Here is a 19,174-nt window from a genome sequence, read left to right as displayed (position 1 = left end):
CGTTGCGCCACAATCCCCTCGTGGCGAAGAAGAAGGACGCTGCCGGTGGCACCCCGGCGACCAAAGTGCTCACCGCTGCCGGCGTGACGTTCAGCACGCACACGTTCGAGGCCGAGGACCGCAGCCGGGCCGCGTCCTCGTCCACCCGTCTGGCGTTCGGTTCCGAGGCCGCCTCGGCCCTGGGTGTGGACGAGACGCGCGTGTACAAGACGCTGGTCGCCGAGGTGGACGGGTCGATGTGGGTGGCCGTGGTACCGGTCGCCGGGCAGCTCGACCTCAAGGCCCTGGCCGCGGCCGCGGACGGGAAGAAGGCCGTGATGGCCGACCCGGCCGCCGCCGAGCGCAGCAGCGGTTACGTGGTGGGCGGGATCAGCCCGCTCGGTCAGCGGCGGGCCCTGCCGACCGTGGTCGACGTCTCCGCACTGGACCATCCCACCGTGTTCGTCAGCGGTGGGCGGCGTGGACTCGATCTGGAGCTGACGCCGGCCGACCTGGTGCGCCTGACCCGGGCCCGGACCGCGCCGATCGGTCGTGCTTAGGGTTCCCGACGCCCGGGATGCTCCAGGCGCCGGGAGGTCCAGGGCAGGATCGCACCGACCATGATCACCACGGCCGTGGTGGCGGGCCAGACGAACGCCGCGCCGAGCGCCCGCAGGTGCGGGGTGCCCAGCTGGTCGCCCAGACCCCAGGAGATCGCGGCGCCGATCGTGCTCGTGATGAGCACCACCAGCACACGCCGCACCGGCGCGGCCCCGGGCCGGAACAGCGTGACCACGCTGATCACCACGCCCACGAACAGCCCCAGCCCTGCCAGCGTGCCGTCGACCGCGGCGGCGGTCTCCTGCTCGTCGCCGAACGACTCGGTGGTGGGCAGGAGCAGGCGCCAGGCCACGGCCAGCAGGATGCCCAGCATCAGCGGGCCGATCAGGGCAGCGGTCTCGCCGGCCAGCAGTTTTGGCGTGGCCGGCGACGGGGCCGGGCTGTCACCGGGGACACCGGGACGCTCTTCGATCATGCTCATCGGTCGTCGATCCTAGCCAACACCGGCATCCTTCGCCGGACGGGGGAGCCGGATCAGCCCGCGTCGCGGAGCCGTTCCAGGGCGACGGCCAGGTCGTCGGGGTACTCGCTCGCGTACTCGACCCACTCGCCCGTGCCCGGGTGGTCGAAGCCCAGCCGCACCGCGTGCAGCCACTGCCGGGTGAGTCCCAGCCGCGCGGTCAGGGTCGGGTCGGCGCCGTACATCGAGTCGCCCGCGCAGGGGTGCCGCAGCGCCGAGAAGTGCACGCGGATCTGGTGCGTGCGCCCGGTCTCCAGGTGCACCTCCACCAGTGACGCGGCCCGGAAGGCCTCCACCACCTCGTAGTGCGTGACGCTGGCTTTTCCCCCGGCCACGACCGCCCAGCGGTAGTCGTGCGTGGGATGCCGGCCGATCGGGGCGTCGATGGTGCCCCGCAGCGGATCGGGATGCCCCTGCACGACCGCGTTGTAGGTCTTCTCCACGGTGCGGTCACGGAACGCCTGCTTCAGCACCGAGTAGGCGTGCTCGCTCTTGGCCACGACCATCAGGCCACTCGTGCCCGCGTCGAGGCGGTGCACGATGCCCTGGCGTTCGGGGGCCCCCGAGGTGGCGATCGAGTACCCGGCCGCGGCCAGGCCCCGCGTCACCGTCGGGCCGGTCCAGCCCGGGCTGGAGTGCGCGGCCACACCGACCGGCTTGTCGATGACCACCAGGTCGTCGTCGTCGTGGACGATCCGCATGCCCTCGACCGGCTCCGGCGGGGCGGCGTCGGCCGGATCGGCGCCGGGCAGGGTGATCTCCAGCCAGGCCCCGGCGCGCAGCCGCTCGGACTTTCCGGCCGGCGAACCGTCGAGCAGGACCGCGCCGTCTCCGGCGAGGTCGGCGACCGCATTGCGGGACAGGCCGAAGAGACGGGACAGACCGGCGTCGAGCCGCTCCCCCGCCAGGCCGTCGGGCACGGGCATGGAACGGACGTCAGGCATTCTCGGGCTTCTCCGCAGTCTTCTTCTCCGAGGCTGTCTTCTCCGAGCTTGTCTTCTCCGAGCTTGTCTTCTCCGAGCTTGTCTTCTCCGAGCTTGTCTTCTCCGAGCTCACGCGCCGGCCGTCGATCCCGATGCCGATGATGCTGAGCACGGCGATGAGAACGGCCGCGCAGGTGATGGAGCAGTCGGCCAGGTTGAAGATCGGCCAGTTCGGCAGTTCGAGGAAGTCCACGACGTGCCCGCGGAACACCCCGGGCGTGCGGAACACCCGGTCGGTCAGGTTGCCGACGGCGCCACCGAGCAGCAGCCCGAGCGCCACGGCCCAGCCCCAGTGCCCGAGCGTGCGGGAGATCCGGATGATGAACACGGCCACCGCGATCGCGACGACCGAGAAGATCCAGGTCGAGCCGGTGGCCATGGAGAACGCGGCGCCGGGGTTGCGGATCAGGTAGAAGCCGAAGAGGTCACCGACCACGTCGACCCGGCCCTCGCCCGTCAGTTCCTTCACCGCGAGGTACTTGGTCAGCTGGTCAAGCCCCAGCACGACCAGGGCAATCAGTGGCACGGCGGCGGCGTAGGCCTTCTGACGCCGGGGTGTGGCACTCTCGGTGGGCCCAGGATCGACGGGTGATGTCGTGGGCGGGGTCGGCTCAGTCATCGTTCCCCTAGGGTGCCATGCCGCGACACGCCTTCATGCACCTGATGTCCCCCGGCTGTCTACCGGCGTTCCTGCCGCTGCTTGCACGTCACGCACAGGGCCGCCCGCGGGAAGGCCTCCAGCCGCGGCAGCGCGATCGGCTCCCCGCAGCTCTCGCAGACGCCGTAGGTACCCGCGTCGATCCGGGCGATGGCTTCCCGGGTGGCCCGGATCGCCTCGCTCACCCGGGTCAGCAGGGCCTGCTCGTGCTCCCGGCCGAAGGTCTTGCCGCTGGAGTCGGCCGGGTCGTCGCCGGAGCCGCCCTGGCTGTCGCGGATCACGTCGGCCAGCCCGTCCAGCACGACCTGGTGCTCGTTCTGGAGCTGGAGGAGTTCGGCGGCCAGCTCGTCGCGGATGCCGGCGAACGAGGTGACGGTACTGCGCTCGGCACCGGGCACGGGAGTGTCCTTTCCAGGGGCGGTCCAACGGGGCTGTTCGGCGGCAAACGCGAGCGGCGCCGGGCATGCAGGGGAAGCATGGGCCGGCACCGCGCGCAAAACGGCTCTGGCGGATTCAGACCAAGTCTGAACCCGCCGGGCCGTACTCGCTAGGGCTGTGTCAGTTCTGTCCGCCGAAGGGGTACTGCGCCGGCGCGTCGGAACCTGAGTCCGAGTATCCACCCCGCGTCGGGAGCGGCGCACCGTAGGGCGCGGCACCGACACCGGCGGGCTGGGACTGCGGCTGCTGCGGGCCCCGGGTGGGCACGACGGCCGCCTTGGACTCCAGCTCGCGGAGCTGACCTTCCAGGTACGACTTGAGCCGGCTGCGGTACTCGCGCTCGAAGGCCCGCAGCTCGTCGATCTTGCGCTCGAGGAGCGAACGCTCCTGCTCCAGGGAACCGAGCGTCTGGCGCTGCTTCTCCTCGGCCTCGCGGATCAGGCGGTTGGAGTGCTCACGAGCCTCACCGACGATGCGGTCGCGGGTCTGCTCACCGTTGCGCACGTACTCGTCGTGGAGCTTCTGGGCCAGGGCCAGCATGCCGGCGGCGGCCTCGGGACCCTGCGACTGGGCCTCCATGACGGCGGGGACCCGGATCGGCTCCGGCGCGACAGCGGCCACGGGCTGCGGCGCGGGCGGCGGGGTCGGCATCGGGGCGGGAGCCGGCTCCGGAGCGGACTCGCGGGCCACATTGGCGCGAGACAGTTCTCCGACGCGTCGCTCGCACGAGCTCAGCTTTCCGCGCAGCTCCTCGTTCTCCTCGCCCAGGCGGCGAAGTTCGTTGACGACCTCGTCCAGGAAGTCGTCGACCTCGTCCTGGTCGTAGCCTTCGCGGAACTTGGTCGCCTGGAAGCGCTTATTAACAACGTCTTCGGGCGTCAACGCCATCTGGTCACCTCGCGTTGGTCACTCATTCGGAAGTGCGGAGCCGCTGCTACGCCACCGTACCGGAACCAGACGCTACACAAGCCTGGCCCGGATCACCACTTCCGGAGCAACGGACGGTCATGTTTCACACACAATCTGTCACCTGAACGTGCGTCACCGAAGATCAGCGCGCTGCGTTCAGCACCTGCATCAAGATGCTCACTATGAGGAACAACACGATGAAGGCAAGATCCAGCTGAACTGCGCCGATACGGAGAGGTGGGAGCAGGCGACGCAGCGCCTTCAGCGGCGGATCGGTTCCCGAGTAGATCCCCTCGGCGATCACCAGCACCACGCCGCGCGGGCGCCAGTCCCGGGCGAAGACCTGGATCCAGTCGATCACCAGCCGGCCGATCAGGATGATGAAGAACAGGAAGACGACGTAGTAGAGCAGGTTGGCGATCAGGTTCACGGCGGTTGTGGCTCCGCTTGCACTCAGTGGTGGGACCGGGAGGCACCTGACCTGCCCGATGTGCTGCCGGCGATCGCCACCGGAATGGCGACCACAACCGTCAACGGGAGGTCAAGCCTGCCGCAGACGGACGAGCTGCGTCGAACTTCGTTCACCGTAGCGAACCGGACATGGCCAGAAGGCGCCCGGATCGCTTAGGATCACTGATGTTTCCCACGGGGTCGGCCGGATCGGCCACCCCCGGTCGGGATTCCATCGTCCTTCGCATCAGCCGGTACAACGTGCCGGCCCGCCGTCCGGTGCCCACCCTCGCCCGGACGGCCCTGTCCGGCCACCCCACCGGTACAGACCCGGTTCACCGGCCGGGCCGGTGAACTCTGCCCTTCCGGGCAGCGCTCAGCGCTGCCCGGTGCATGGTCATGCCCGCGAGCAGATCGTGGGCATGCAAAATAGAGCCGTCCGCACATGGTGCGACGGGAGTGCAGATCGGACCCGCTGACGCGGGCCTTCTCAGACCGTCAGGACTGGTTGAAGAAGGCCGCGCGATCGGGAGCCCGGGTCTTCTCCGGAGTCGCCACCTCGACGTTGGCCGGCGAGAGCAGGAAGACCTTGCCCGTCACCTTCTCGATCGAGCCGTGCAGACCGAAAACGAGCCCGGCGGAGAAGTCGACGAGACGCTTGGCGTCCGAGTCGTCCATGTCCGTCAGGTTCATGATCACCGGCGTACCCGAGCGGAAGCTCTCGCCGATGGTCTTGGCCTCGTTGTAGGTCCGGGGATGAATCGTCGTGATCCGGTGGATCTCGGCGGACGGGTGGGCAACCACCCGGGCCATCTGCCCCTGACCCTGAGCGCGGCCGATCGGCGTGACCGCCGCCCGGCGGGGCTCTTCACGTTCTTCTTCGTCGTCCACGACCGGATCGAAGTCCTCGTCCTCGTACTCGTCGTACGCCGAGTAGCGGTCGTCGTCCTCGGCAAGGCCCAGGTACACCATGGTCTTGCGCAGTGCGCCGCTCATCGAAACCTCCGCATGTTCGCTCACCCTGCGACGAAGCTACCCGAGCGGCGGCCTCTGGCCGAGGACCGCGCTTCCGACACGCAGGTGAGTTGCTCCGTGACGCAGAGCTTGCATGAAATCGCCGCTCATGCCACCCGAGATGTCAATTGCTTCGGGGTGTTGCTCTCTTAGATGCGCGGAGGCGTCCAAAAGATCTGAAAAAGCGCGATTTGGGTCCCAGGTCACAGGGGACACCGCCATCAGGCCCGCGAGCTGCAGGTTCTCCGACGCCGCGACGGCATCGGCGAGGGCCGGGACGTCTTGTGCAAGGGCCCCGCCACGGGAGGAGTCACCGTCGAGGCTGATCTGGAGGAAGCAGCGCACCGTGCGCCCGGCCTCGGCCGCACCGCGCTGCAGGCCGGAAATCAGGCCCGGGCGGTCGACGGAGTGTACGGAGTGTGCATAGCGGGCGACGTGCCTGGCCTTGTTGCTCTGCAGGCGGCCGATGAAATGCCAGTCCAGATTCAGGTCGGCGGACTCCTCGACCTTGGGGGACGCTTCCTGGTCACGGCTCTCGCCGACCTCGCGGACGCCCAGCCCGGCCAGCAATCTGATGTCACTGGCCGGGTAGGTCTTGGTGACGACGACGAGCGTTGCCCCCGCCGGGTCCCGCCCGGCCTCCGTACACGCCTTCGCCACCTGCGACCGGACCGATTCCAGGCCGATCGCCAGTTCTTCCTGCCGTTCCACCACGTCTCCTTAGAAAGGAGGGGTGACGTTACTTGAGGAAGTCGGGCACGTCGAGGTCGTCGTCGTCCAGAACGATCGGACGCGGGGTGCGCGGACGCGCGTCCGTCACCTCGATGACCCGGGGCGGCTCGGGCTGGGTCGGCTGCTCACCGGTCTGGGCCTCGAACTCCGGCTCCGGCGGGTTGAGCGGGGTCGGCTGGGTGTAACCGTTGGCCGGCGCGTAACCGTTGGTGTTCTGCTGGCCACCGATCTGCACGGGCACCGGCTGCTGCTGCGGCACCTGCGGGATCTGGCCGGTCGGGTGCTGACCGTGCAGACCGGGCTGGCCCGGCGGCGGGCTCGGGTTGAACTGGATCGCCGAGGCCGACTGCGGCTGCGCGTGGGCAGGACGCTGCTGGCCGGCCTGGTTCGCCTGGCCCCCGGAACCGGACTGACCCGACTGCGCGGACGACGGTAGCTGTTGCCGCCCGCTGACCTGGCCCAGCGCGTTCTCGTCCCGTCGCTTCGTCGGCGTACCCCCGTCGAAGCCGGCCGCGATCACCGTGACCCGCACCTCGTCGCCGAGGGCGTCGTCGATGACCGCACCGAAGATGATGTTGGCCTCCGGGTGCGCGGCCTCCTGCACCAGCCGGGCGGCCTCATTGATCTCGAAGAGACCCAGGTCGGAACCACCCTGGATGGAGAGCAGCACACCGTGGGCGCCGTCGACGCTGGCCTCGAGCAGCGGCGAGGAGATCGCGGTCTCGGCGGCCTGGATGGCGCGGTCCTCACCACGGGCCGAGCCGATACCCATCAGCGCGCTGCCGGCGCCCTGCATCACCGACTTCACGTCGGCGAAGTCGAGGTTGATCAGGCCCGGCGTGGTGATCAGGTCGGTGATGCCCTGCACACCGGAGAGGAGCACCTGGTCGGCCGACCGGAAGGCGTCGAGCACGCTGACGTGGCGATCGCTGATCGACAGCAGCCGGTCGTTCGGGATGGTGATGAGGGTGTCCACCTCCTCGCGCAGCGAGGTGATGCCCGAGTCGGCCTGCGTCGATCGACGCCGGCCCTCGAAGGTGAAGGGGCGCGTCACGACACCGATGGTCAGGGCGCCGAGGGAACGGGCGATCCGGGCGACCACGGGGGCGCCACCGGTACCGGTGCCACCACCCTCACCGGCGGTCACGAAGACCATGTCGGCGCCCTTGATCACTTCTTCGATCTCTTCGGCGTGGTCCTCGGCGGCCTTGCGGCCGACCTCCGGATCGGCGCCGGCCCCCAGGCCGCGCGTGAGCTCACGGCCGACGTCGAGTTTGACGTCGGCGTCGCTCATCAGCAGCGCCTGAGCATCGGTATTGATCGCGATGAACTCGACGCCCTTGAGTCCGACCTCGATCATCCGGTTGACTGCGTTGACGCCGCCGCCACCGATACCTACAACCTTGATGACCGCGAGGTAGTTCTGCGGAGCTGCCACGTCGGGGTGCCTCTCGCTCGCCGGATCCTTAGACCCTAACCCTCAACTGGAGGGTTATAGTTATGTCAGCCTGTACTGATAAGCGAACGTAGGTGCCCACCCGAGGCCTTTCAACGACCTCGCCGGTGTGTCGCCCGGCCGTCTCGATCAGCGTGATCGATCGAGCGGCGATGTGGGGACCGTCACCCACGGTCCGCCGGGCACTACGACGCGGTGGAAGGCATCTCCGGGGCCCGCACGTCGTAGGTCTTCGCCTTCTGCCGGAGCAGCGCGGTGAGAACCTTCGCCTTCTTGGCGCCCTGTTCCGAGTCGCCCCACTGCACGAGCACCGTGCGCTGTTTCGCGCCCTCGAGCGGTGCCGACAGCCGCAGCCAGATCCCGTCCGGCGAGCTGGTGCCGATCGCCTTCAGACGCGAGCTCAGGTTGCCGGGCAGCCCGTTCAGCACCGCCAGGGTGCCGCGCAGGTTGGCCACGCTCTGCTTCTCCCCCAGCGCGACCTCGATCCGGGGCAGTCCGGCCGGGATGCCCGGGGCCGGAACCGTCTCGATGACCACACCCTCGTCGTCCACCAGCTGCATCATCTGCACGGTGTCCGAGGTCTGGGCGTCTTCGTGGTTGCTGTTGGCCGCCACCTGGCTCGAGGGCAGGGCGGCCACCGGCTCGCGCTCGGTCACCTCGACCTCGAGCGTGCCCGGCCACGACCGGCTGACCTCGACGTGCTTCACCAGACGGAGCTTGCTCAGCTGCGCCGTGATGTCGGAGGTGCGGGCGAGCAGCATGGAATGACCGATCTCGGTGTCGGTGGTGTCGCGCACCGTCGACTCGGGCACCCGGTCCAGACCGGACACGGTCACCCGGTTCACCCGCGCCCACGGCGAGAGCACGGCCAGCCAGCTGCCACCACCGAGCACCATCACCGTGAACAGGCCGATCAGCAGCCGACGGCGACGGCGCGCCCGGGCCCGCGCGGCGAACCGCTTCGCGGACGTCTGCGAGACCACCGGCCGCGGGTACTGCGGCAGCAGCCCGGTCGAACGGCTCGCCGAGACCGGGCGGGTGCGCGAGGGCGGCTTCTTCCGGGCCACCGGCTTCTTGGCCACCGGCTTCCTGGCCACCTTCTGGGCCACCGGTTGCTTCGCAGCCGGCTTCTGGGCCACCACCTTCTTCACCGGCGGCTTCTTCGCCGCCGGGCGGGGAGTCGGCTTCGGGGTCGGCCTGGGTGTCTTCGCCGGCGGTTTCGGGGTCGCCTGGCCCGAGGACGCGGACGGGCCCGGCTTACGCCGGGGTGCCGGGTTCCGGGCGGCGGGGGCCCGGGCCGGGCGACGACCCGGCCCGCTCGACGAGGACGGCGTCATGCCGGCTGCTGGTCGCTGTCGCCGACGGAGCGGCCCGCCCGCAGGGCGTCCAGGATCACCGGGCCCAGGACGGTGACGTCACCGGCGCCGATGGTCATCACCAGGTCGCCCTTCTGGGCCCGTCGCAGCACCTCGTCGACGGCGGCCGACGCGGTGGGCCGGTACGCGACCTGCGCCGGGGGCAGCCGGACCGCGTTCGCCACGAGTTCACCGGTGACGCCGGGCTCGGGATCCTCCCGGGCGGCGTACACGTCGAGCACGATCACCTCGTCGGCCAGCGACAGGGCGGTGCCGAAGTCCTCGGCGAAGATCCGGGTACGGCTGAACAGGTGCGGCTGGAACACGGCCAGCACCCGGCCCTCGGTGACGCTGCGGGCCGCCTTCAGCACCGCGCGCACCTCGGTCGGGTGGTGGGCGTAGTCGTCGACGATGCGCACACCGTCGTGGGAGCCCTTGTCCTCGAACCGGCGACGGGTGCCGCCGAAGCTGCGCACCGCCGTCAGCGCGGGGGCCCCGGAGACCCCGAAGTGCCGGGCGACGCACCAGGCGGCGACGGCGTTCAGGGCGTTGTGCACGCCGGGCACGCGGAGGGTGACCGGGCCGATGCGGGTGCCGTCGGGCCGGGCCTCGATCGCGAAACTGACGCCGTCGGGGGTGTCGTCGATGTCGACCAGGCGCACGTCGTTGTCCTCGCCCAGGCCGTAGCGGCAGACCCGCACGGCGTGGACCGCGAGCTTGTCCGCAGCGCTCTCCATCACCCGGCGCACGCCCTCGTCGTCACCGCAGACCACGACCATGCCGCCGGGCTTGACCCGCTGGCAGAACTCGATGAAGGCGGCCTCGACCGCCTCCTGGCTGCCGTAGTGGTCGAGGTGGTCGGGCTCCACGTTGGTGATGACCGCGACCTCGGGCCGGTAGAGCAGGAACGAGCCGTCCGACTCGTCCGCCTCGGCCACGAAGATGTCGCCGGCGCCGTCGTGCGCACCCTGGCCACCCTCGGTCAGCTCGCCGCCGATCGCGAACGACGGGTCGAGCCCGCACTCGCGCAGCAGCACCGTGGTCATTCCGGTGGTGGTGGTCTTGCCGTGGGTACCGGCGATCGCCACCGGGCGGCGGCCGGTCATCAGCGCGGCCAGCGCCTCGGAGCGGTGCAGCACCCGCAGGTCCTGGGCCCGGGCCTCGACCAGCTCCGGGTTGTCCGGGCGCACGGCCGTGGAGATCACCACGGTGGACCCGGCCGGCACCTGGTCGGCGCGGTGGCCGATGAAGACAGCCGCGCCACCGGCCCGCAGGGCCGCCAGCACCGGGCTGTCCCGGTTGTCGCTGCCCGACACCACGACACCGCGCGCGAGGAGCAGCCGGGCAATGCCCGACATCCCGGCGCCGCCGATGCCGATCAGATGCGCGGACAGGATCGGGTCGTCCACCAGGGGAGCGCCGGAGGCGCTGGTGACGGTGGCCTCGTTGGACAGCCGGCCACCGACCCGGGAACCGGCCATGGTCGGCACGCTCGGGGTCGGGGAGCCGCCGGGCTCGCCTTCCACCTGGTCGTGGGGTTCAGGGCTCTGACTCATCGGGCTCCTCCACGTGAGGCCGCGACCTCGACCATCGACGCGAGCCGCTCATCGGCGTCGCGGATCCCGAACCGGGCGGCCGCGTCCCCCATGGCACTCAGCCGTCCCGGGTCGCTCAGCAGGGGCAACAGGGTGGTCTCGACCCAGCGCAGGTTGCACGCTTCGTTGTCGATCAGCAGGCCTCCGCCCGCCCGTACCACCGGCTCCGCGTTGAGGCGCTGCTCACCGTTGCCGATCGGCAGGGGCACGTACGCCGCGGGCAGACCCAGGGCGGTGACCTCGCTGACGTTGCCGGCGCCGGACCGGCACACCACGGCGTCGGCCGCCGCGTAGGCCAGGTCCATCCGGTCCAGGTACGGGGTGACGACGTAACCGGCCGGCTGCTCCCCCGGGAACGAAACGGTCTTGTCCCGGCCCGAGGTGTGCAGCACCTGGATGCCGGCGGCGGTCAGCATCTGCGCCGCCGCGCCGAACGTGTCGTTCAGCTGCTGCGCGCCGAGCGAGCCGCCGGTGACGAAGAGCGTGGTCTGGTTCGGCTTCAGGCCGAGGGCCACCCGGGCGGTCTCCCGCTGCTCCTGACGGTCCAGACCGGTGATCTGGGTGCGCAGCGGCAGTCCCATCACCTGTCCCCCGCGCAGCGGCGTGTCCGGGAAGGTGACGCCGACGTAGGGCGTGAACCGGGCGCCGAGCTTGTTCGCCAGGCCGGGCCGGGCGTTGGCCTCGTGCACCACGAACGGCACCTTCTTCAGCCGCGCCGCGATGTAGGCCGGCGACGACACGTAGCCACCGAAACCGACCAGCACGTCCGCGTCGTCCAGCACCGCGGCGGCCGCGTCGATGGCCGCCTTCAGGCGCTGGGGCAACCGGAGCAGGTCGGCCGAGGGCCGCCGGGGCATCGGCACGCGGGGCATCAGCTGGAGGTCGTAACCGGCGGCCGGGACCAGCCGGGCCTCCAGGCCCTCGGCCGTGCCCAGCGCGGTGATGCGGGTGTCCGGGTCACGGCGGCGCAGGCAGTCGGCCAGGGCCAGCAGCGGGGCGATGTGGCCGGTGGTTCCACCACCGGCGAGAACGACGGAGAGGCTCATCGGTTCCTCCCCTCACGCCGGACCGGGAGCACAGCCAGCGACCGCTGGACCAGGCCCACCCGGGCGGCCAGAGCCTGCGCGGCCCCGGTCTCCCGCCGGGCGAACCCGAGCACCATGCCCAGGGCCCCGAGCATCGTGATGAGCGCCGTGCCGCCGCTGGAGACCAGCGGCAGCGGCATCCCGACGATCGGCAGCAGGCCGATGACCCCACCGATGTTGATGACGGAGTGGGTGACCACCCAGATCAGAACTCCCGAAGTAGCAATTTTCACGAACAGGTCGTCGGTGCGCAGCACGATCCGGGCCAGGCCGAGACACAGGGTCAGCAGCAGGCCGATCACGAGCAGCGTCCCGACCAGGCCGAGCTCCTCGCCGACGATGGCGAAGATGAAGTCGTTGTGCGCCTCGGGCAGCAGGCCCCACTTCTCCCGGCTGGCGCCGAGGCCCACGCCCCACCACCCGCCGGAGGCCAGGGCCCACTGGCCGTGCACGCTCTGGAAGCAGGCACCCATGGCGTCCGCGCTGGTGGCGGAGCAGCCGTTCAGCCAGCTGCCGATCCGGTCGAGGCGGTTACCGGTCTGCGCCAGCGCGAGCACCGCCAGCAGCAGTACCCCCGAGGCCGCGGCGAAGATGCGCAGCGGGGCCCCGGCCACGAAGAGCAGCCCGGCCATGATCGCCATGACCACCATCGCCGTGCCCAGGTCTTTCCCGCCCAGGATGAGCAGGAGCAGTACACCGGCGCCCGGCACCACCGGGATCAGGGCGTGCAGCGGCTGGTCCATCAGCGGGCGCTTGCGCACCAGCACGGTGGCGCCCCAGACGATCAGGGCGAACTTGCCGACCTCGGCGGGCTGCAGGGTGAAACCGGCGATGAGGATCCAGCCGTGGTTGCCCTTGGCGCCGACACCGATGCCGGGCACGAAGGTGAGCATCTGCAGCACGAACGACAGGAGCAGCAGCGGCCACCCCAGCACCTGCCACGTGCGCACCGGGATGCGCATGGCCACGAGCATCGCCGGCACCCCGATCGCGGCGAACATCGCCTGCCGCCAGAACTCGGTGAACGGCGAGGCGCCGTCGGCGATCGACTCGACGCTGGAGCTGGACAGCACCATCACCAGACCGATGCAGGTCAGCGCGACAGTCGCCCCGAACACCAGGTAGTACGAGGTGAGCGGCGAGTTCAGCCGCCCGGCGACGCGCTGCGAGAGCGAGTCCCCGTCCCGGGCCCCGCCGACCAGCGGCGGTTCGACGGTGACCGTCACGCCGGCACGTCTTTCAGGGCGAGGGCGAACGCCTGGCCCCGGGCCGAGAACGGCTCACCCTCGCGGGCCGCGAGAACCGGTGAGTAGAGCACCGTGTCGCCGGGCCGGGCGAGGTCGCCGGCGCGTTCGACGGCAGACCGCATCACCGGCTCGATCTCAGGCATCCCCCCAGTCTCGGTGACGGCGGCATCCAGGACCGGGACATCCGGGGCGTGTCGGCCGAGGGCCTCCCGCAGCGCGGACGTGCCGTCGCCGGGCAGCAGCACGACCCCGCGCAGCCGGGCCGCGTACTTCTCGACCACCGCGTCCAGGTCGTCCGGAGCCGGTCCGTAGCCACCCGCGATCCAGACCACGGAGGCGAAACTCGCCAGCCCGGCCGCGGCCGCGTAGGCATCGGTGGCCGACGAGTCGTCCACCCAGTCCACGTCGTTCGTCTTCTGCAGCAGGTTCAGCCGGTGCGGCAACGGGTAGTAGTGACGCAGCCCGTCGCGCACGGCCGACGGGACGACGCCGAACGCCCGCGCCAGCGAGGCGGCGGCCAGGGCGTTGAGCACGTTGTGGGCGGCCAGCACGCCGGCCCCGGCGGTGCGCACGTCGTCGATCGTGCCCAGTTCGGCGGCCGCGGTGGCCCGCTGAGGCACGAACGCCCGATCGCAGAGCACGTCCTCGACCAGGCCGAGCATCGACACGGCGGGCACCCCACCGCTGAAACCGATGGCGCGGGCGCCCTCGATCACCTCGGCGTCGCGCACCAGCTGCTCGGTGGCCTCGTCGGCGACGTTGTAGACGCAGGCGATCTCGGTGTTGCGGTAGACCAGCCCGCGCGCGGCCAGGCTGCCGGTGTCGGCCGGGCCGACGTTCAGGCACACCGACGCCAGCGGCTGCACGCTGGACGACCAGCGCAGCTGGAACGCCGACAGCTGCACGGCGAGCACGTCGTACGGCTCCGGGTGCAGTACCGATTCCAGCAGCGAGGTGCCCGCCTGCCCGGTGGAGGTCGCGCGCCTGCCGTCGGCCGCCAGCATGGTGGCCAGCATCGTGGTGGTGGTGGCCTTGCCCCGGGTGCCGGTGACGGTCAGCCAGGGGGCCGGCCTCCCGGCGGGCCGCAGGCGCCAGGCCAGCTCGGCCTCGGCCCAGACCGGGATGCCCGCGGCGAGCGCGCCGGCGAGCACCGGCTGGTCGTCGGCCCAGCCCGGCGAGACGATCAGCAGCTGAGCGGGCTCGCCGTCCACGGCGGGCAGGGCGGTGACGTGCTCGGCGCCGAGGCGGATGTCCGCGCCCAGCATGCCCAGCACGGTGCCGCGCTCCCCGCGCGAGCCGGCATCGGTGTGATCCACCACGACGACCTGCGCGCCCCGCTCGAGCAGGGCGTCCGCACAGGCGAAACCGGAGATCCCGATCCCGGCGACGACGACCCGCAGGCCGTTCCACTCATGGGCCCGGGGGTCGCTCATATACCCACCACCCACTCGGCGTAGAAGACTCCGAGACCGAGCGCCACGAAGAGCCCGGCGATGATCCAGAACCGGATGACGATGGTGACCTCGCCCCACCCGACCAGTTCGAAGTGGTGTTGCAGGGGCGCCATGCGGAACACCCGTCTCCCGGTCAGTTTGAACGAGCCGACCTGGATGATGACCGACAGCGTGATCATGATGAACAGGCCGGCCAGCGGCACGAGAAGCAGCTCGGTGCGGGTGGTGATGGCCAGGCCGGCCAGGCCGCCGCCGAGGGCGAGCGAACCGGTGTCACCCATGAAGATCTTGGCCGGCGAGGCGTTCCACCAGAGGAAGCCGAAGCAGGCACCCATCACACAGGCCGCAACCACGGCCAGGTCACGCGGATCGCGCACCTCGTAGCACTGCGGTCCGGCGCCGGTGGCGAGCTGGCACGACTGGTTGGACTGCCAGATACCGATCATCACGTAGCCGCCGAACACCATCACGCTCGCGCCGGTGGCCAGGCCGTCCAGACCGTCGGTCAGGTTAACGCCGTTGCTGGCGCCCGCGATGATGATGTAGGTCCAGGCGATGTAGAGGATCAGACCGATCACCGGCCCGGCGAAGGCCAGGTCGACCGCGGTGTCACGGATGAACGAGATCGCCGTGGTGCCCGGGGTCCGGAAACCGTTGTCCGGGAACTGGAGCGTCAGGATCGCGAAGGTCACCGAGACGAACGACTGCCCGGCGAGCTTGCCGCCGGCCGTCAGTCCCAGACTTCGCTGCCTGCTGATCTTGATGAAGTCGTCGAGGAATCCGACCAGACCCAGACCCGTCATCAGGTAGAGCACCAGGACGCCCGACATCGTCGGGCCGTCCAGGGTGACGGCGTGCGCCACCGTGTAGCCGGTCAGGGTGGCGAGGATGATGACCGCGCCACCCATGGTCGGGGTGCCCCGCTTGACGTGGTGCGAGGTCGGGCCGTCGTCCCGGACGAACTGACCGTAACGGCGCTTGACCAGGAACCGGATGAAGATCGGGGTTCCGAAGAGCGCAAAGACCAGCGATACGGCCGCGGCGATCAGGACCGTTCTCACGACGCTGCCTCGGTCTCTCTCGTTCGTGTGGGGGTGGGAACCGGCGTGCTGCCGGGGGAAGCAGTGATCGAGCCGGACATCAGACGGACGGTCTCCTGTACCTGCCGGGGGCCCATGGGGCGGCGCTCACGGTACCGAGCCCGCGCGGTGCGCGCGTCACCGGTTCTGGCCCTGGGGCACCGGGGCGGCCACATTGCCGCCGGCCCGCCCGAGCACCTCGGCGAGCACCTCCCGGTCGTCGAACGGGTGCTTGACCCCCGCGATCTCCTGACCGCGTTCGTGCCCCTTGCCCGCGACCAGCACGATCCCGTCCGGCCCGGCGAGCCGGACGGCGGTCTCGATCGCCTGACGGCGGTCGGCGATCTCGAGCACATCAGGGGTGGCGGAGCCGGTTCCGCTCACCGATCGTGCCCCTTCGAGCACCGATGCGCGGATGTCGGCGGGGACCTCGGAACGGGGGTTGTCGTCGGTGACGACCACCACGTCGGCGTGCCGGGCGGCCTCGGCGCCCATCTTCGGGCGCTTGGCGCGGTCGCGGTCGCCACCGGCGCCGAGCACCACCACCAGCGGCCCCCCGGCAGCCCCCAGGGAGGGGCGCAGGGCGCGCAGAGCGGTCGCCACGGCGTCGGGGCTGTGGGCGTAGTCGACGACGGCCAGGGGCTGCCCGGGGGCGGCGCGGGAGATGAGTTCCATCCGGCCCGGCACCGCGGGGGCGTCGGCCAGCCAGCGGGCGGCATCGGCCGCCTCGATGCCTCCGGCCACCAGCATGAGCAGCGCGAGCACGGTGTTCGCCACGTTGAACTCGCCCGGCAGCGGGCAGCGGGCGTCCACGGTCACGCCGGCCGGGCCGGTCAGGACGAAGTCGGTGCCCCCGTCGTGCGGGCGGGCGGCGGTCACACGCCAGTCGGCCTCGATGATTGAGGACGAGGGTGGGCTCGCGTCGTCGGTTCCGGCCCACGGGCCGACGGTGGTGAAGGTCACGACCGGCACCCCCGCCTCCCGGGCCAGCCGTCGTCCCCACTCGTCGTCCACGCAGACCACGCCCTGCCGCGAGCGCTCCGGCGAGAACAGCTCCGCCTTCGCGGCGAAGTAGTCCTCCATCGTGGGGTGGAAGTCGAGGTGGTCCTGGCTGAGGTTGGTGAACCCGGCCACGTCGAAGCGGATGCCGTCGACCCGGCCGAGGGTGATCGCGTGGCTGGAGACCTCCATCGAGCAGACGTCCACACCCCGGGTCACCATCGTCGCCATCAGGGCGGCCAGGTCGGGGGCCTCCGGGGTGGTGCGCACGCTGTCGACCTGCTCGTCGAGGAACCGGGTGGTCACAGTGCCGATCAGCCCGGTGCGACGCTGCCCGGCGCGCAGCGCGCCGTCCAGCAGGAAGGTCGTGGTGGTCTTGCCGTTGGTGCCGGTCACGCCGAACATCAGCATCTTCTCGGCCGGGCGGCCGAACACCCAGGCGGCCAGGTCACCGAGCACCTGACGGGGGTGGGGAACGATCACCGCCGGCAATCCGGCGGCGGCCGCCAGTTCCGCCCCGTCGGGGTCGGTCAGCACCGCCGTCGCGCCCAGTTCTGCGGCACCGGCGGCGAAACGGGCGCCGTGGGTGCGCGCTCCGGGCAGCGCGGCGTACAGGTCACCGGGCCGTACTGCCCGGGAATCCAGGCAGACGCCAGTGATCACGACGTCACGCGCAGTGTCCGGCACGGTGGTACCGAGGACGCTCGCGACGTCGACGAGGGAACGGGCAGGCGCGGGTTCGCGCAGCGGGGCCGGCACAGTCGTGAATCTATCCGGTTTCGGGGACCTCTCAGGACCACTCGAGCGGAACGTCGGGCATCTTCGCCCCCGTCGGCTCGATGCCCTGCAAGGTCAGCGCGTAGGACATGATCTGCTGGAAGACGGGCGCCGCCAGGGTGCCGCCGTAGTGACCGTTCTGGGGCTGCTGCACGAAGACCGCGACCACCAGGGCCGGGTCGTCCGCCGGGGCCATCCCTACGAAACTGGCCGTGTACCCGTTGTAACAGCCGCAACTCTCGTCGTAGGCCTGCGCCGTACCGGTCTTGCCCGCCACCCGGTAGCCGGGGATCTCGGCGTTGACCGCCGTGCCGCCCTCACCGACGACGCTCTCCAGCATCAGGCGGACCTGCTCGGCCGTCCTGGTGCTGACCACCCGGGTCTTCTTGCCCTCGGGCTCCGGCTCGAGCTTGCCGTCGGCCCCGGTGACGGCCTTCACCAGTTTCGGCTGCACCCGCACACCGTCGTTGGCGATGGTGGCGAAGACCTCGGCCGACTGCAGCGCGGTCACCGACAGACCCTGACCGAACATCACGTTCAGCCGGGTGCGGCCGTCCCACTTGCCGGGCGGGCTGAGGATGCCCGCCGACTCGGTCATGCCGACCCCGGTCTTGCTGCCGATGCCGAACTTGGTCAGGTAGTCGTACATCGTCTGCGCGGACATCTTCTCGCCGACCTTGACCGTGCCGATGTTCGACGACTTGGCCAGAACCCCGGCGAAGGTCAGCTTCTCGACACCGTGCTCCTCGGAGTCGCGGATCACGCCGGCGGCGCCCCGGTCGAGCCGGTTGGGCACCGTGACGTGGGTCGACGGCGTCGCCACGCCCTCCTCGATGGCGGCCGCGGCCGTAATCACCTTGCTGGTCGACCCGGGCTCGAAAACATCGGTGAGGGCCCGGTTCCCGAGGTCGGCCGTCTTGGCCTTGTTGGGCGTGTTGGCGTTGTAGGTGGGGGCGTCGGCCAGGGCCAGGATCTCCCCGGTCCTGATGTTGAGCGCCACCAGCGTCGCGGAGGCGGCGTTGGCGTCCTTGACCACCTTGTCCAGCGCCTCCTGCGACTTCCACTGCAGGTCGCGGTCGAGGGTGAGCTGGACGTCCTTGCCGTCGACCGGTTCGGTCTCGGTGGTCATCCCGGTGGCGATCTGCTGACCGCCCTTGCCCTTCTCGTAGGTGAGCGTGCCGTCGGTGCCGTTCAGCAGCTCGTCCTGCGACCTCTCGATGCCGGACTGGGCCTCGCCCTGGCTGTTGATGAAACCGAGCACGTTCGAGGCGACCGAGTCGGCCGGATAGGTGCGGCGGCTGGCCGACTCGCTGAAGATGCCCGGGAGGCTGAGATCCGAGACATCGCGCCAGACGGTGGGTTCCACGTCCTTGGCGACGTAGTTGAAGCGCTTGTTGCCGGCCAGCGTCTGCGCGACCTCGGCGACCGGCTCGTTCAGGACCGGGGCGATCTTCCGGGCCGCCCCGACCGCGCCCTTCTCGTCGTTGGGCACCTTGGCCGTCTCGTTGTACGCGGACACCAGGGTCTGGTCGACGGTGATGTTGCGCCGTTCCACCGTGGTGGCGAGGACGCTGCCGTTCGTGTCGAGGATGTCGCCGCGGTGCGCGGGCAGGGGCTTGGTGATCGAGCGGCTCTCCAGCGCCTCGGCCGACAGCTTCTCGGCGTCGATGGCCTGTAGCTGCAACAGTTTTCCGGCGAACACGAGGAAGACCAGGACGACGGCACCGGTGACCCAGCGCAGCCGCACGTCCGGGCTGCCGGACCGGGGCGGGCCCAGCAGCGGGCGCCGGGGGCCGCCGGGACCCCCCGGGCCCCGCCCGCCGGTACGGCGTCTGGCTTGTGTACGAGCGGTTCTCACGGCCGGGCCGAGGGCCGAGCGAGTC

The 19,174-nt window shown here is 70.8% G+C and carries 18 protein-coding genes; 1 reads left to right on the top strand and 17 read right to left on the bottom strand.

Annotated elements, in window-relative coordinates:
- Positions 1 to 20: 20 nt before the first annotated feature.
- The gene (gene ybaK / locus LR393_RS16465) at positions 21 to 539 is read left to right on the top strand and encodes a Cys-tRNA(Pro) deacylase (RefSeq protein ID WP_231484806.1); all 519 of its coding nucleotides are present in this window, start codon (positions 21 to 23) and stop codon (positions 537 to 539) included.
- On the opposite strand, the gene LR393_RS16460 is transcribed toward ybaK, so the two are convergent.
- The 17 genes from LR393_RS16460 to LR393_RS16380 all read right to left on the bottom strand — a co-directional run bounded on the left by LR393_RS16460 (position 536) and on the right by LR393_RS16380 (position 19,038).
- A complete protein-coding gene (locus LR393_RS16460) occupies positions 536 to 1,021 on the bottom strand; it encodes a hypothetical protein (RefSeq protein WP_231484805.1) in 486 nt (161 codons plus the stop codon). The genes ybaK and LR393_RS16460 overlap by 4 nt on opposite strands.
- A 53-nt stretch (positions 1,022 to 1,074) precedes the next feature.
- Entirely contained in the window at positions 1,075 to 2,004 is a 930-nt protein-coding gene (locus tag LR393_RS16455; protein WP_231484804.1) for an RluA family pseudouridine synthase, read from the bottom strand.
- Positions 1,997 to 2,662, bottom strand: a complete 666-nt coding sequence (gene lspA, locus LR393_RS16450; RefSeq protein ID WP_231484803.1) for a signal peptidase II — start codon at positions 2,660 to 2,662, stop codon at positions 1,997 to 1,999. The genes LR393_RS16455 and lspA overlap by 8 nt, the downstream gene beginning before the upstream one ends.
- 59 nt (positions 2,663 to 2,721) lie before the next feature.
- Positions 2,722 to 3,099 carry a TraR/DksA family transcriptional regulator gene (locus LR393_RS16445; RefSeq protein WP_231484802.1) on the bottom strand — a complete coding sequence of 126 codons (378 nt, stop codon included), beginning with the start codon at positions 3,097 to 3,099 and terminating at the stop codon, positions 2,722 to 2,724.
- A gap of 160 nt (positions 3,100 to 3,259) precedes the next feature.
- Entirely contained in the window at positions 3,260 to 4,027 is a 768-nt protein-coding gene (locus tag LR393_RS16440; RefSeq protein WP_231484801.1) for a DivIVA domain-containing protein, read from the bottom strand.
- 163 nt (positions 4,028 to 4,190) lie between these two features.
- On the bottom strand, positions 4,191 to 4,478 hold the full coding sequence (locus LR393_RS16435) for a YggT family protein (RefSeq protein ID WP_231484800.1): 288 nt from the start codon (positions 4,476 to 4,478) through the stop codon (positions 4,191 to 4,193).
- Positions 4,479 to 4,996: 518 nt separating this feature from the next.
- Complete coding sequence (locus LR393_RS16430) at positions 4,997 to 5,494, bottom strand: cell division protein SepF (protein ID WP_231484799.1); 498 nt, start codon at positions 5,492 to 5,494, stop codon at positions 4,997 to 4,999.
- A 36-nt stretch (positions 5,495 to 5,530) separates the two neighbouring features.
- Complete coding sequence (locus LR393_RS16425) at positions 5,531 to 6,223, bottom strand: YggS family pyridoxal phosphate-dependent enzyme (RefSeq protein WP_231484798.1); 693 nt, start codon at positions 6,221 to 6,223, stop codon at positions 5,531 to 5,533.
- 28 nt (positions 6,224 to 6,251) lie between these two features.
- Entirely contained in the window at positions 6,252 to 7,682 is a 1,431-nt protein-coding gene (ftsZ, locus tag LR393_RS16420; protein WP_231484797.1) for a cell division protein FtsZ, read from the bottom strand.
- Positions 7,683 to 7,885: 203 nt separating this feature from the next.
- Positions 7,886 to 9,037 (bottom strand): cell division protein FtsQ/DivIB, encoded by a 1,152-nt coding sequence (locus LR393_RS35425; RefSeq protein WP_269327321.1) that lies wholly within the window; start codon positions 9,035 to 9,037, stop codon positions 7,886 to 7,888.
- Positions 9,034 to 10,611 carry a UDP-N-acetylmuramate--L-alanine ligase gene (gene murC / locus LR393_RS16410; protein ID WP_269327320.1) on the bottom strand — a complete coding sequence of 526 codons (1,578 nt, stop codon included), beginning with the start codon at positions 10,609 to 10,611 and terminating at the stop codon, positions 9,034 to 9,036. The genes LR393_RS35425 and murC overlap by 4 nt, the downstream gene beginning before the upstream one ends.
- Positions 10,608 to 11,696 carry an undecaprenyldiphospho-muramoylpentapeptide beta-N-acetylglucosaminyltransferase gene (gene murG / locus LR393_RS16405; RefSeq protein ID WP_231484796.1) on the bottom strand — a complete coding sequence of 363 codons (1,089 nt, stop codon included), beginning with the start codon at positions 11,694 to 11,696 and terminating at the stop codon, positions 10,608 to 10,610. Before murG ends, murC begins: the two co-directional genes overlap by 4 nt.
- Positions 11,693 to 12,961, bottom strand: a complete 1,269-nt coding sequence (gene ftsW / locus LR393_RS16400; RefSeq protein ID WP_231484795.1) for a putative lipid II flippase FtsW — start codon at positions 12,959 to 12,961, stop codon at positions 11,693 to 11,695. Before ftsW ends, murG begins: the two co-directional genes overlap by 4 nt.
- Entirely contained in the window at positions 12,958 to 14,415 is a 1,458-nt protein-coding gene (gene murD, locus LR393_RS16395) for a Mur ligase family protein (RefSeq protein WP_231484794.1), read from the bottom strand. The genes ftsW and murD overlap by 4 nt, the downstream gene beginning before the upstream one ends.
- Entirely contained in the window at positions 14,412 to 15,497 is a 1,086-nt protein-coding gene (gene mraY / locus LR393_RS16390; RefSeq protein WP_231484793.1) for a phospho-N-acetylmuramoyl-pentapeptide-transferase, read from the bottom strand. The genes murD and mraY overlap by 4 nt, the downstream gene beginning before the upstream one ends.
- A gap of 156 nt (positions 15,498 to 15,653) precedes the next feature.
- Positions 15,654 to 17,273, bottom strand: coding sequence for a UDP-N-acetylmuramoyl-L-alanyl-D-glutamate--2,6-diaminopimelate ligase (locus LR393_RS16385; protein WP_231484792.1), 1,620 nt, complete (start codon positions 17,271 to 17,273; stop codon positions 15,654 to 15,656).
- 31 nt (positions 17,274 to 17,304) lie between these two features.
- Positions 17,305 to 19,038, bottom strand: a complete 1,734-nt coding sequence (locus LR393_RS16380) for a peptidoglycan D,D-transpeptidase FtsI family protein (RefSeq protein ID WP_231484791.1) — start codon at positions 19,036 to 19,038, stop codon at positions 17,305 to 17,307.
- Positions 19,039 to 19,174 lie beyond the last annotated feature (136 nt).

The organism is Kineosporia mesophila (assembly GCF_021129235.1).
GTDB lineage: Bacteria > Actinomycetota > Actinomycetes > Actinomycetales > Kineosporiaceae > Kineosporia > Kineosporia mesophila.
This window is presented reverse-complemented; position numbering and strand designations above follow the sequence as displayed.